Below are 13,248 nucleotides of genomic sequence, written 5' to 3' on the forward strand. Positions count from 1 at the left end.
AGAGGTGAAGGAGGTGAAGAAGGTGAAGCAGGGCGAAGCGCGAACGAACAACGACGAACAGGCGAAGCGAGGCAGAGCGAGCGGGCGGGCGGGGTCGGCGGTACCGCGGCCGTTCACCCTCGATCGCTCACGACCAAGGAATAGCCCATGACGTTCAGTTACTGTCGGGTAGAGACTGATCGGCGGTCAGCCAGGCCCCGGAATCACGAATTCGCACCACACGCACTTCCCGCTGCCGCGCGACTCCGCGCCCCAGAGGTCCGTGAGCCGGTCCACGAGCATCACCCCCTGCCGCAGACCCCGCTCTCCCCCGCGTCGTCGGCGGGGCAGCGTGCTGGACCGGTCCTCCACATCGATCCGCAGGCGCCGCTCGGGGCCGGTGAGCACCCGGATCGTCACGACGGCACCGCCGTCCGTGTGCATCAGGGCATTGGTCATCCCGCCGCCCCCGGATTTCCCCCGACCAGGCGCCGCCGCCGACCCGACCCTCTTGAACACGTTCAACGGTGATCGTAGAGTCACGCCGAGCAGCCTTGAACGCGTTCACATCAGCCGCTCCGGATCCGTACTCCACGAAGGCAGGCCCGCATGAGCACGCTCACCTACCCCGAGGTCGGCGCCACCCGCCTCGGTCCGCTCCCCGACGGGTATCACCACCTCCACCACCGGGCCCGCGTCGGGCGCGGCCGGGCCGACTTCGAGGCGGCGGGCGCGGCGGTCACCGGCTGGGGCATGCACCGCCGCAGCGGGGCCCGGGTCCGCGCCTCGGCCGCCCGCGCCGAACCGGGGGCCGGTGTCCGGGTGTCCCTGGGCGTCGGCCCGTTCCGGTTCACCGCGCCCTGCCGGGTCGTCTGGACGGCGTACGGGCAAGAGCGCATCGGTTTCGGCTACGGAACCGAGGCCGGGCACCCGGAGTGCGGCGAGGAGTGCTTCGCGGTGGACCTGGCGGACGACGGGGCGGTGTGGTTCACCGTCATGGCCTTCAGCCGCCCGGCCGCGTGGTACACGCGGCTCGCCGGGCCCCTGGTGCCGGTCGTCCAGCGGTGGTACGCCCGCCGGCTCGGCACCGCGCTGGGCCGCCTCGTCGCCGAGGGCAGGGGCGCGCGGGGCTGAGGGACCGGGCAGGTCCCTCCGAGGGGGCCGCGGCGCGCCGTCGGGCCGATACTGGAGGTGATGCAGTGGTTCACCGCGGACGGGTACTGGCTCAGCCGGCTGATCTTCCAGCGGGCCCTGGCCGGTGTCTACCTGGTCGCCTTCCTCACCGCCGCGCTCCAGTTCCGGGCACTGATCGGTGAAAGCGGCATGCTGCCCGTACCGGACTTCCTGCGACGCACGGACTGGCGCGACGCGCCCGGTCTGTTCCGGCTCCACTACTCCGACCGCTTCTTCGCGTGCGTCGCCTGGGCGGGCTGCGCGCTCGCCGTCGCCCTGCTCGCGGGCGTGGACTCGTACGTTCCGCTCTGGGCGGCGATGGTGCTCTGGGCACTGCCGTGGGCGCTGTACCTGTCGATCGTGCAGGTCGGCCAGACCTGGTACGGCTTCGGCTGGGAGTCGCTGCTGCTGGAGACCGGCTTTCTCGCCGTGTTCCTCGGCAACGCGCACACGGCTTCGCCGGTACTGGTGCTGTGGCTGCTGCGCTGGTTGCTGTTCCGGGTGGAGTTCGGCGCCGGTCTGATCAAGATGCGGGGCGACGAGTGCTGGCGCAGGCTGACGTGCCTGTACTACCACCACGAGACGCAGCCGATGCCAGGACCGCTGAGCTGGTTCTTCCACCGGCTGCCGAAGCCCCTCCACCGGGCAGAGGTGGCGGCGAACCATGTGACCCAACTCCTCGTTCCGGTGCTTCTCTTCGCTCCGCAGCCGGTGGCGAGCGTCGCCGCGGGGCTGATGATCGTCACCCAGCTGTGGCTGGTGGTCTCGGGGAACTTCGCCTGGCTGAACTGGCTGACGATCACCCTGGCCCTGCCCGCCGTCGACTGGTCCCTCTTCACCGAGCCTCCGGCGCAGTCCGCACCGCCGCTCTGGTACGAGATCGTCGTCATCGCCGTCACCGCGCTGGTGCTGTTCCTCAGCTACCGTCCGGCGCGCAATCTGGTCTCCCGACGCCAGGTGATGAACCGCTCGTTCGACCCGCTGCATCTGGTCAACACCTACGGTGCGTTCGGCAGCATCAGCCGGGTACGGCTGGAGGTCGTGGTCGAGGGCACGGACGACGAGGTGCTCCACGAGGGTACGGTCTGGCGGGAGTACGGGTTCCGCGGCAAGCCGGGCGACCCGGGCCGGCTGCCCCGCCAGTTCGCCCCGTACCACCTGCGGCTCGACTGGCTGATGTGGTTCGCGGCGCTCTCCCCCGCCTACGCGGGTCCCTGGTTCGGTCCGTTCGTGGCACGGCTGCTGGAGAACGACCGGGACACCTTGCGGCTCCTGCGCCACAACCCGTTCCCAAACGCCCCGCCCGTCCATGTCCGCGCCCGGCTGTACCACTACCGGTACACGACCTGGCGGGAGCTGCGGGCCACGGGGCATTGGTGGCACCGGACACTCGTACGGGACTTCATGCCCCCCGTGTCGCTCCGTCCCGCCCGGCGCGACCGGACCGGGCAGCCCCGGCCGGACGGGCGGCTCTGAGGGGCCTCGACGGCCCGGGTGGCACACGCCGGGACTCCGGGCCGCCCTCCGGACGCGGCCGGATGCGGGGCGGGCCCGGAGCCCCGGCGCGGTCAGTCGATGCCGGGCAGGATGTGCGGCTCGGCGAGGTCGTCCTCGTAGCCGGCCAGCCTGATCGGCGCGGACCTGGCCCAGACCTCGATGTTCCGGAGCTTCTCGGGCTGCTGCGCCCGCCCTCCGTACCGTTCGGCCGGTCGCTTCTCTTGCTTCGTCAGCTCTGGTGTCGTCACCGCGCACTCCTTCGTGTCGCGTAACCCGGGGCGCCGCCGACTTCCCGGCCTCGTTCCGGGAGTCGACCACCCGTGAGGGGCAGGGAAAAGAACGTTTCGGTCGCGGTGGCGCCGTATGCGGGGCGGGACGGTGACTCGGTTGACGAGCCTGTCCCTGGACGGTCGAGGAGGATTTTGTGGACTCCCCGATGACGCCCGTTCACATCAGAGTAACCAAATGAGCATGTTCCCGCTCGATAGAACGTGTGCCATAGCTCACTTTCGGCCGTTCAATACGGCAAAAACCCGGCCAGGAGGAGTCTCCCGGCCGGGTCCGCGGCCCGCCCACGCCCGTCGGTCACCGGTCGACGGGCGCGCGATCCTCGTCGGCTACCAGTTGGCCGGCGCGTAGTCCTTGAGGAAGCAGCCGTACAGATCCTCGCCCGCCTCGCCGCGCACGATCGGGTCGTAGACGCGGGCGGCGCCGTCGACCAGGTCGAGCGGGGCGTGGAAGCCCTCCTCCGCGAGGCGGATCTTGTCGGGGTGCGGCCGCTCGTCGGTGATCCAGCCGGTGTCGACGGCGGTCATCAGGATGCCGTCCTTCTGGAACATCTCCTGGGCGCTGGTGCGGGTGAGCATGTTCAGCGCGGCCTTGGCCATGTTGGTGTGCGGGTGGCCCGCCCCCTTGTAGCCGCGGCTGAAGACCCCCTCCATGGCGGAGACGTTGACCACGTACGCGCGCTTGGCCGCGGTCGCCGCCATGACCGGACGGAGCCGGCTGATGAGGATGAACGGTGCGGTGGAGTTGCAGAGCTGGACTTCCAGCAGCTCGATCGGCCCGACCTCGTCGACCGTCTGGATCCAGCTGTTGGTGTCGTGCAGGTCGGGCACCAGACCGCCCGCGTCGATGGCGCGGCCGGCGGCGATCCGCTCCAGCGAGGCGGACCCGCTGACCAGGGCGAGTTCGGTGACGTCCTGCGCGGTCAGACCGTCCTGGCGGGCGGCCGGGAGGGCCGCCACCCGGTCGACGGAGCCACTGCCGAAGGCGCCGATGACCTCGGCGGCGGGCAGCTCACCCGCGGGGAGCGCGGCCGACTCCGCGTTGACCAGTTCGCTGTACGCGTGGGCGGAACGGCGCACGGTCTGCGCCGCGTTGTTGATCAGGATGTCCAGCGGGCCCTCGGCGGCCACGGAGTCGGCGAGCGCGACGACCTGGGCGGGGTCGCGCAGGTCTATGCCCACGATCTTCAGCCGGTGGATCCACTCGTCGCTGTCCGGCATCGCCTTGAAACGGCGGATGGCGTCGTTGGGGAAGCGGGTGGTGATGGTGGTGTGCGCACCGTCGCGCAGCAGCCGCAGCGCGATGTACATGCCGATCTTCGCGCGGCCACCGGTGAGGAGCGCGCGCCGACCGGTGAGATCGGTACGGGCGTCGCGGCGCGCCCGGTTCTCCTTGGCGCAGGGCTGGCACAGCTGGTGGTAGAACGCGTCGACCTCCACGTACCGGCTCTTGCAGATGTAGCACGAGCGGGGGCGCTGCAGGATCCCGGCGATCTCGGACGTGGTGGAGGACGACGGCAGGACGCCGTTGGTCTCGTCGTCGATGCGGTCGGCCGAACCGGTGGCGGTGGCCTCGGTGACGGCCTTGTCGTGGGCGGTCTTGGCGGCGCGTCGCTCCTGCCGGCGGCGCTGCTTCACGGTCCGGTAGATCCCGGCCGTGGCGCGGCGCACGGCGATGGCGTCGGGGTGGTCGATCTCGATGCCGTCGAGCTCTTCCAGCACGCTCAGGCAGATGGCCAGCCGCTCCGGATCGATGCCGGGACCGAACTCCTCCGAACCGGAAGCGAGCTCCGGACCGTCCTCTGTCACCGTCACTGCCATTCCTCTGTCACTCGTGGCGGAGACCGCCGCACCTGCTCCTGCCGGGCGGAACGCCCCGGTCAAGTCTGCCATGCACCGGGCGTTGCTCCGTTCGCGTGATCCGCGCACGAGACCCGCGACGCGTGGGTCGACCGCGCCGTCGTCCCCGCGTGGTCGGCCCGCCCGGCGCCCCCGGTCCGGCGGCCGCCCAGCTCCCGCCCCGTGGCCCCCGCTTCCCTCCCGGTGCCACGTCCGTTCCGTCCCCGTGCCCTCCCTGTTCCGCCCCCATGATTCCGGCATGAACGGGTCACATATGCTCCCTCCTGTGCGGCCGGGGCCACGCTCGGTGACCAGGGCCGCGGAAGCCGTACGCCCGTCACTTCGCCGAGGAGTTCCACACCGTCGAGGAGTACGCCGGGCCCGCGCGGACGGGCCGGTGCCTCCCCGGAGTGAGACCGCTCGTCGCGGGTAGGCGAACGTCGAGAAGCCGTCACCAAACACCCCTGCGTCGCCTGGCTGGAGCACATGAACGAACAGGTCACCGCACGGCCGGCCGACCGTCCCCGCCCGGAACGTCCCACCGGCCACGGCCCCGCCGAGGTTCTGCACAGCGCCGAGGTGTTCGACGGCCAGCCGGGCTGCATCGCGCGGGCCCGTGCCCTGGCCGACCGCTTCCTCGCCCGGCTCGCCGCCGAATGGCTCGCGGTGTTCGGCGAGCGCACCCGCGGCGATCTGATCCTGGCCGTGAGCGAACTGGTCACCAACGCGGACCGCTACACCCAAGGACCGTACCTGCTGGAGCTGGAGGGAACCGCGGAGCGCGTCAGCGTCACGGTGTACGACAGCAGCACGGCGCTCCCGTTGTTCTTCTCACCCGACCCGGCGCGCCCCGGGGGCCACGGCATGGAGATCGTCGTGGCGCTGTGCGACCGGCTGACCGCCGAGCGCGTGCCGGTGGGCAAGCGCATCCGCGCCGAGTTCGAGCTGAGCAGCTGAGCTGTGGGGCGGGCGGGACGCCGTCCGCCCCACGACCACGCCCGGCCCCGGCCCACCCCGCCCCGGTCCGTCACCCACGTGTCGGGCCGCGCCAGGCGTACCGGTCACATCGAGTTCGTCAGACGTGTCATCAGGCTCGTCAGCCGTGTCAGACGTGTCAGGTGCCTCCGAAGACGCAGTCGCCGCACAGTCCTCCGGCCGGGCAGCGGTAGTAGAGGCAGCAACTGCGGCGCCGGAACGCCGTGTCGTGCGGGGACCCGGTGTTCCGCAGGTCCGGGTCGTCGAAGAGCTCGGCGGTCAGTGCACGGGCCCGCGCGGCCACCTCGGGGCGGTGGGTCGCGCGCGCCAGGTCGACGAGTTGGCTCAGGGCGCCCGCCAGGGCCGAGCCCGCGTTGCCCCACAGCAGCCGGTCCGACAGCGGGCCGTCCCGGTGGATCGCCTCGGCCAGCGGCACGAGGTGACCGTGCTGGACCACCTCCCGTATCCGCTCGGCGGTGCCGGGCAACGTTTCGGCGGTGCTCAGCCACAGGTCGTCGGGGCAGCTCGCCCGGGGGTCCCAGTGCAGGGCGGCGGACGACAGATCGGGGAAACGGCCGGTCAGCGTGGCCGAGCCGAGTGCGATCGACCAGAGCCGGGCGGCGAGCCCCAACTGCGCGATGGAGGCGGCGACTCTTCGCTCGCGCGTCCGGTGCCGCGCCGCGACCATGTCGATACGGGAGGCCAGCGGTGCCGTCTCCCCCGCGTACAGCCGTGCCAGCGGCCGGTGCGCGCCCCCGGGCGGCGCGGTGGTGCGCAGGGTGAAGAACCCGCCCGGCCAGACCGCCGCCGGCTCGTCCGTCACGCCGTCCTCGCCCACTTCTCCGCCCCTTCTCTGCCGCACGTCCACGCCGCCGCCGGTGGCCGAGGGCGTGTTTCGATCGCGCGCGGCGTTCACCGTACCCCCGGGGACCCGCCCCCCGGGGTCCCTCGCGGGGAGGACGACCGACGCAAGGCGATACCGGGGTCGTGCCCCGTACAACCTGAGCAGTACACGAGATCGCCGACTCAGGTACGACGACGCGGCGGCTTCGAGGGGACAGGGTGGTGCCCATGAGTTCCCTCGCACTGTCCCTGCTCCTGTCGTTGGTCTCGGCGGTCGCCTACGCGGCCGGGGCGATCGTCCAGGAACACGTGGCCGCGGCCGGAGACGGCCGCCCGCTCGCGCTCGCGCGCAACCTCGTCTGGTGGGGCGCCGTGACGCTGAACGGGGTGGGAGCGGTGCTCCACGTGGTGGCGCTGGCGTACGGCCCGCTCAGCCTCGTGCAGCCGCTCGGGGCGCTGACCATCGTCTTCGCCCTGCCGATGGCCGCGGTGTTCGTACGCCGTCGGGCGGGCGCCGCGGCCCGGCGCGGGGCGATCCTGACGGCTGTCGGCCTGGCGGGGCTGCTGGCGCTCACCGGGGACGGCGGGGCTCACACGCTGGACGGACCTGACCGGCTGCTGCTCGCAGGCGTGTCGCTCGGGGCGCTGACGGCGTTCCTCCTCGTCTCCGGGGCGGTGCCCCGGCCGATGACGCGTGGCGTCGTCCTGGCGGTCGCCGCCGGCGTCGCGTTCGGCATGGCGTCGGTGTTCACGAAGGAGGTGGCGGTGCAGTGGAGTTCGGGCGCGGTGACGGCCGGTGTGCCGTCGCTGGCCGCGATCGTCGCCTTGGCCGGGGCGGGGCTGCTGCTGTCCCAGGCCGCGTACCGGGGGGCCGGGCTGACCGCGGCGCTGGCCACGGTGACCGTGGTGAACCCGGTGGTGGCCGCGGTGGTCGGCATCACGATGTTGGACGAACGCTTCCTGCACGGTACGGCGGGCACCGTGCTCGCGCTGGTCTGCGGCGCGGTCGCCGCGGGCGGGATCGTTCTGCTCACGACGCAGCGGCCGGACACGGAGTGTCCCGCGGCAGGGCTGAGAGGTCCCGGGCGCCCGGCCCGGAGCGGCCGGGCACGGGCCCGGGGCCGTCAGACGCTGGCGCCGCCCGCCCTGAGGTAGGCCAGCGGGTCTATGTCCGAGCCGTAGCCGGGACCGGTACGGATCTCGAAGTGCAGGTGCGGGCCGGTGGAGTTTCCGGTGGAGCCCGAGCGCGCGATCCGCTGCCCCGCCGAGACGTGCCGCCCCTCCCGTACGTGGACCGCGGACAGATGCGCGTACTGGCTGTACTTGCCGTCGGCGTGCCGGATCACGACCTGGTACCCGTACGCACCCGCCCAGCCGGCCGAGACGACGGTGCCGGATCCGATCGCCTTGACCGATGTGCCGGTCGGAACGGGGAAGTCGACACCGGTGTGGTAACCGCTGGCCCAGGCACCGGCCCGGTGGTACGGGGTGCCGACGCCCGCCGCCACGGGCGCGACGAGGCCCTGACGTGTCTCGGACCGCGCCGGATGGCGCGCCTCGGTGCTCCTCGGCTGCGTCTTCGGCTTCGGCTTCGCGGCCGGTTGCGGAGACTTCGCCGCCTCGTGCCGTTGCGTCTTCGGCTTCGGCCTCGCGGCCGACTGCGGGGACTTCGCCGTCTCGCGCCGTTCCACGGCCTCGCGCCGGGGCTCGGCGACCCGGCTCCGGGCCGCCGCGGCCCGGTCCTGGGACTTCGCCGCCCTGACCCGAGGGTTCGCTGCTTCGTCCCAGGACTTCGCGGACCCACTGTCGCGCTTCGTCGCCCCGTCATGGGGCTTGGCCTCCTGGCGCTGCGGCTCCGTCCTCGTGTGCGACTCGGCCTGCGGCTTCGGCTCCGCCTTCTTCGGCTTCGTCTCCGCCTTCTTCGCTCGCGCCGCCGGTGCCGGGTTCGCGGTGGAGCCCGTCCCCGGCGCCCGGGCCGTGTCGAGGCTCAGACGCTGTCCGGGAAAAATGAGATCCGGATCGTCGCCGACCACATCACGGTTCGCCGCGTAGAGACGCTGCCAGCCGCCCGCCAGACGCTCGGTGGCCGCGATCGCGGAGAGCGAGTCGCCGCGGGCCACGGTGTACGACTCGTGCTCGCCGGGCACGGTGGTCGGCGTCACGGGGGCGGTGGTCCGCTTCGCCGCGGCCTTCTTCGCCGACGCCTGCCCGGCGGGCCGCGCGTCACCACCGGGTACGTGACTGCTCCGCTCCGACTGCGGGGCGATGTCAGGGGACTTCCCGCCCGTGCTCAGCCCGGCCTGTGTCGAGCAGCGGGGCCAGGCGCCGGGCCCCTGTCCTTCGAGGACCTTCTCGGCGACCGCGATCTGTTCGTTCCTGGTGGCCAGGTCGGCACGCGGGGCGTAGACCGTGCCGCCGTAGGCCGCCCAGGTCGACCGGGAGAACTGCAGACCGCCGAAGTAGCCGTTGCCGCTGTTGATGTGCCAGTCGCCGGTGGCCTCGCAGGCGGCGACCTTCTCCCAGACGTCCGGTGACGCGGCACCGGCCGAGGCGGCCGCGATGAGCGGAAGCGCCAGACCCGCACCACCGGCGGTGACGGTGAGCGAGGCACGGTTCAGCCGACTGGGCCGATATCTGCGGTGCCGTCCGTTCGCGGCCATTCTGTGGCTCCCCCACTGACAGTAGGACACGTCGCAAGCGCCCAACTTATGTGCATACCAAGCAAGATGACAAGAGCCCCCCGGAACGCCCCACCCGTCACGGCGAGTCGGCCGTGTCACCGGCCGGATCAGGACCCGTACCGAAACGCTCGCCGCCCCTCGCGCCCGACGAGGTGTACGAGGCTACGGCGCGTACGGCGGCCGACGACCGCGCCTGTCGCCCGACCCGGCCCAACGACAGTGGATCTGACGGGAGTTGCCTACCGACACCGCCCCTGTTCACGACACGTCCGTCTTCCGGTACGGCTCCGAGGAACGGCCGCCCGCGGCACTGCTTCGGCTCATCACGAACGACTCGCCGCGGAGACGACCGCTTCGCCCTGTCCCCCGTTCCGGCCGGCCGGAACGTCTCGGCCTCCCTCGGGGAGGGCACCTTCATCACGCCGTCCCTCGGCAGGACGTTCCGGCGCCTGTCCCATGCGTCCCGCGGTCATGCCGGCCGGGGCCGCCTCCACTGCCGCCCGCTCGGAAGGAGTCGCGTACGGCGGCGGACAGTTCGCGCCCCACTTCCGCGTGGGGCAGTAGCCGCACGACCGGCGGTCCGTGGACGATCACCCGGCTCAGCCGTTCCGGGTGACGCGAGAGCGGGTCGAGGGCGACGGTCGCGCCCGAACCGGTTACCGAGGACCGCCACAGGACGGGCCTCCGGCGCCGGACACGGGCAACCTCGAACGGCCCAGGCAGAACAGGCCCTCCCACCGCTCCGCGCCCATACTTGGACCGACCGGCACATGGGTGCGGCGTCGCGGGACTGAGCACGCACATCCGCGGCGTTGTCGTCCGTCGACAACTCCCCCATGGCCCGTAAGGCGCTGGAGGGCCTCTTCGCGTTGCCTCCATCCTCCGCCTTGCATCTGCACGCCCCCGACCCCACTCCTTCTCCCCGCACCCCGCGTGCCGGTCGGTCTCAAAAGCCTGGTCCCCCCACGGATTACGGAGCACACAGATGAGCGGTACCGCGCAGATCGGCGTCACGGGGCTGGCGGTCATGGGCCGCAACCTCGCTCGCAACTTCGCCCGCAACGGCTTCCAGGTCGCCGTGCACAACCGGACGGCGTCGAAGACGGACGCCCTGGTCGAGGAGTTCGGCGACGAGGGCTCCTTCGTGCCCGCGCGTACGCCGCAGGAGTTCGTCGCGGCGCTGGAACGTCCGCGCCGGCTGTTCATCATGGTGAAGGCGGGCGCTCCGACGGACGCCGTGATCCAGGAGTTCGCACCGCTCCTCGAAGAGGGCGACGTCATCATCGACGGCGGCAACGCGCACTTCGAGGACACCCGCCGCCGGGAGAGACAACTGCGCGGGAGGGGCATCCATTTCGTGGGCGTCGGCATCTCCGGCGGCGAGGAGGGCGCACTGCACGGGCCGAGCATCATGCCCGGCGGTTCCGCACACTCGTACGAGTCGCTGGGGCCGATGCTGGAGAGGATCGCCGCCAAGGCGAAGGACGGCACCCCGTGCACCACCCACATCGGCCCGGACGGCGCCGGGCACTTCGTGAAGATGGTTCACAACGGCATCGAGTACGCCGACATGCAGCTGATCGCGGAGGCGTACGACCTGCTGCGCAAAGTGGCCGGTTACTCACCCGAGCGCATCGCCGAGACCTTCCGCCGCTGGAACACCGGCCGCCTCGACTCCTACCTGATCGAGATCACGGCGGAGGTCCTCGCCCACACCGACGCCGCCACGGGGAAGCCGTTCGTCGACATCGCGCAGGACCAGGCGGAGCAGAAGGGCACCGGGCGCTGGACGGTGCAGATCGCGCTCGACCTCGGGGTGCCCGTCTCCGGTATCGCGGAGGCCGTCTTCGCCCGCTCGCTGTCGGGGCACACGGATCTGCGCGCGGCGGCGAAGAACCTGGGCGGGCCGTCCGCCGAACCGTTCGACGAGGCCGCGGCCGCCGCGTTCGCAGACCGGGTGGAGCAAGCACTGTACGCGTCCAAGATCGTCTCGTACACGCAGGGCTTCCACCAGCTCAGGGTGGGCAGCGAGAGCTACGGCTGGGAGATCGATCTCGGTGCGGTGGCGGCGATCTGGCGGGCCGGGTGCATCATCCGGGCCGCGTTCCTGGACCGGATCCGGGCCGCGTACGACGCCCGCCCCGAGCTGCTGAGCCTGCTCTCCGACGAACGGTTCGCCCAGGAGATCGGCGCGGCGCAGGACGACTGGCGCGCGGTCGTCGCCGAGGCGGCCCGGCAGGGCGTGCCGGCGCCCGGGTTCGCCGCCGCGCTCGCGTACTACGACGGGCTGCGCGCGGACCGGCTGCCCGCCGCGCTGACACAGGGGCAGCGCGACTTCTTCGGCGCGCACACGTACCGGCGCACGGACCGCCCGGGCTCCTTCCACACGCTCTGGGGCCAGGACCGCTCGGAGGTCGGGGCGGGCTGATCGGGATGCCCCCGCGGATGCGTACGGCGGCGCGGGACAACGGCGTCACCGCGGAAGCCGCGTATCGGCGTCCGGGCCCCGCGTATCGGCGTCACCCGTCCGGGCACGTCCGCGATGCGAAGGCGCCGCAGGTGTGCGTGAGTGGCAGCGGACGTCTCCGCCACGCGCACCGGGACCAGATCCTGTGGGCGCGCCCGCCGTCAAGAGCGGTGTGCTCCTCTTCGCCTCGGGGCGGCGACTTCGAACTGCGCCTGGCCCAGGACCTCTCGATCGGCTACCAGGACCATGACGCGACCGGCGTCCGGCTCTCCTTCCACCAGTCGTTCGTGTTCCGGACGCCGCCCCCGGAGGCCGCGGCCCCGGTCATCGCCTGACGGACCGTCCCGTGACCGCGGGCCTCGCCCGGGGGCGGCCGAACCGAGGACATCGGCCGGCCGACGCGCACCCGCGCGAGCGGACGGGGCGGCCCCGGCACACGACGGGCGCGTACCGACCGGACGGGCCGGTGCGCGCCCGCTGTACCGCGTGAGGCGGCGATCAACCGGGCGGCCGCGGCGACGGCTCCGGCTCCGGCACGGGCTCGGGGTTCGGAGCGGGGGGCTGCGGAATGGGGTCCGGTGCGGGGCCGGGCGGTACGGGCCCGGGCGGTACCGGTGGTGGCTGCGGCATCGGCGGCGGCTCGGGCGTCGGCCCGGGGGTGGGCGCCGGTGGCACGGGGTCGGGGTACGGGTTGGTCATCGCGGATCTCCGAGCACTTCGTGGTGGATCTCCTTCCACGGTCCCCCGGACCGGCCGCCCGCGCCCGGTGAGCCCATGCGTACGGGTTCCGAATGATCCGTCCGGGTCGATGGACGGTCTCGGGTCCGCCGCCGCCCGGACGCCGACGAACCGGCGCGCGACAGCCGCCGCGGCCAGGCCGGACCGGGGGCTGGACAGCACCGGGACCGGGGTGCTCGCGCGGTCGGCGGCCGCGGCCATGGACGCCTGCGCCAGCACGATCACGTCGGCGTCCCTCACCGCGTCGGCCGCTGCCGCGACAAGGTCCAGGAAGCCGTCACGGTCACCGGCCACGAAGCGCTCCCAGGCCCCCTCCACCAGGACGGAACGCACGTCGACGGACCGCTCCCCCGCCTCCTCGGCGAGCAGCCCGAGGGTCGGTGCCAGGGTGGCGGCCAGCGCGGCGAGCACCACCACCCGCCCCTCTCGTACGGCCGCCGCTCCTACGGCCGCCGCCGCCATCGGCCGGTCGACCCGCAGCACGGGCACGCCGACCTCCGCAGCCAGCGACTCCGCGACCCCTCCGATCGTCGAACAGGTACAGAGCACGGCCGAGGCGCCCGCGCCGACGGCGTCCACGAGCCGTTCCCGTACCGCGCCCGACACCGCCCCGGGCCCGCGGTCCCCGGCCCGGAGCAACAACTCCTCGTGCACGAGATGCCGCAGCGCGAGTCCGGGATGATCCGTGTCGCGGAGCGCGTCGAAGACGGGGACGTGGACCGGGGAGGTGTGCAGGAGCGCGAGCGTCAGCGTCACCGGCCGAACGGTA

The 13,248-nt window shown here is 72.6% G+C and carries 10 protein-coding genes and 2 pseudogenes; 6 read left to right on the top strand and 6 right to left on the bottom strand.

The window, feature by feature from the left end; all coding sequences use genetic code 11:
• Positions 1 to 186 precede the first annotated feature (186 nt).
• A pseudogene (locus ACGF2V_RS24525) lies at positions 187 to 438 on the bottom strand (ATP-binding protein); the annotation flags it as partial.
• Between the two features lie 150 nt (positions 439 to 588).
• Between ACGF2V_RS24525 and ACGF2V_RS24530 the strand changes: the two are divergent.
• On the top strand, positions 589 to 1,113 hold the full coding sequence (locus ACGF2V_RS24530) for a DUF1990 domain-containing protein (RefSeq protein ID WP_362624639.1): 525 nt from the start codon (positions 589 to 591) through the stop codon (positions 1,111 to 1,113).
• 60 nt (positions 1,114 to 1,173) lie between these two features.
• Complete coding sequence (locus ACGF2V_RS24535; RefSeq protein WP_362709063.1) at positions 1,174 to 2,628, top strand: lipase maturation factor family protein; 1,455 nt, start codon at positions 1,174 to 1,176, stop codon at positions 2,626 to 2,628.
• Positions 2,629 to 2,720: 92 nt separating this feature from the next.
• Here ACGF2V_RS24535 and ACGF2V_RS24540 read toward each other — a convergent pair whose 3' ends face one another.
• Both ACGF2V_RS24540 and ACGF2V_RS24545 read right to left on the bottom strand, forming a co-directional pair.
• A complete protein-coding gene (locus tag ACGF2V_RS24540) occupies positions 2,721 to 2,897 on the bottom strand; it encodes a hypothetical protein (RefSeq protein ID WP_362624643.1) in 177 nt (58 codons plus the stop codon).
• Between the two features lie 369 nt (positions 2,898 to 3,266).
• On the bottom strand, positions 3,267 to 4,751 hold the full coding sequence (locus tag ACGF2V_RS24545) for an SDR family NAD(P)-dependent oxidoreductase (protein WP_362624645.1): 1,485 nt from the start codon (positions 4,749 to 4,751) through the stop codon (positions 3,267 to 3,269).
• A gap of 510 nt (positions 4,752 to 5,261) precedes the next feature.
• Here ACGF2V_RS24545 and ACGF2V_RS24550 point away from each other — a divergent pair.
• The gene (locus ACGF2V_RS24550) at positions 5,262 to 5,732 is read left to right on the top strand and encodes an ATP-binding protein (RefSeq protein WP_362624647.1); all 471 of its coding nucleotides are present in this window, start codon (positions 5,262 to 5,264) and stop codon (positions 5,730 to 5,732) included.
• Between the two features lie 157 nt (positions 5,733 to 5,889).
• Here the strand turns inward: ACGF2V_RS24550 and ACGF2V_RS24555 are convergent, their stop codons facing one another.
• Positions 5,890 to 6,573, bottom strand: coding sequence for a (2Fe-2S)-binding protein (locus ACGF2V_RS24555; protein ID WP_392913084.1), 684 nt, complete (start codon positions 6,571 to 6,573; stop codon positions 5,890 to 5,892).
• Positions 6,574 to 6,821: 248 nt separating this feature from the next.
• Between ACGF2V_RS24555 and ACGF2V_RS24560 the strand changes: the two genes are divergently transcribed.
• Positions 6,822 to 7,748, top strand: a complete 927-nt coding sequence (locus tag ACGF2V_RS24560; protein ID WP_362709057.1) for a DMT family transporter — start codon at positions 6,822 to 6,824, stop codon at positions 7,746 to 7,748.
• Here ACGF2V_RS24560 and ACGF2V_RS24565 read toward each other — a convergent pair.
• Entirely contained in the window at positions 7,718 to 9,253 is a 1,536-nt protein-coding gene (locus tag ACGF2V_RS24565) for a peptidoglycan DD-metalloendopeptidase family protein (RefSeq protein ID WP_362624653.1), read from the bottom strand. The two genes, ACGF2V_RS24560 and ACGF2V_RS24565, sit on opposite strands and share 31 nt — an antisense overlap.
• A 1,006-nt stretch (positions 9,254 to 10,259) precedes the next feature.
• Between ACGF2V_RS24565 and gndA the strand changes: the two genes are divergently transcribed.
• Both gndA and ACGF2V_RS24575 read left to right on the top strand, forming a co-directional pair.
• Entirely contained in the window at positions 10,260 to 11,702 is a 1,443-nt protein-coding gene (gndA, locus tag ACGF2V_RS24570) for an NADP-dependent phosphogluconate dehydrogenase (protein WP_362709054.1), read from the top strand.
• Positions 11,703 to 11,839: 137 nt separating this feature from the next.
• Positions 11,840 to 12,076, top strand: a complete 237-nt coding sequence (locus tag ACGF2V_RS24575; protein ID WP_392913087.1) for an encapsulin — start codon at positions 11,840 to 11,842, stop codon at positions 12,074 to 12,076.
• Between the two features lie 520 nt (positions 12,077 to 12,596).
• Here ACGF2V_RS24575 and ACGF2V_RS24580 read toward each other — a convergent pair.
• Positions 12,597 to 13,229, bottom strand: a pseudogene (locus tag ACGF2V_RS24580) (aspartate/glutamate racemase family protein); the annotation flags it as partial.
• Between the last annotated feature and the right edge of the window lie 19 nt (positions 13,230 to 13,248).

It is taken from the genome of Streptomyces sp. NPDC047982 (assembly GCF_043204165.1).
Classification (GTDB): domain Bacteria; phylum Actinomycetota; class Actinomycetes; order Streptomycetales; family Streptomycetaceae; genus Streptomyces.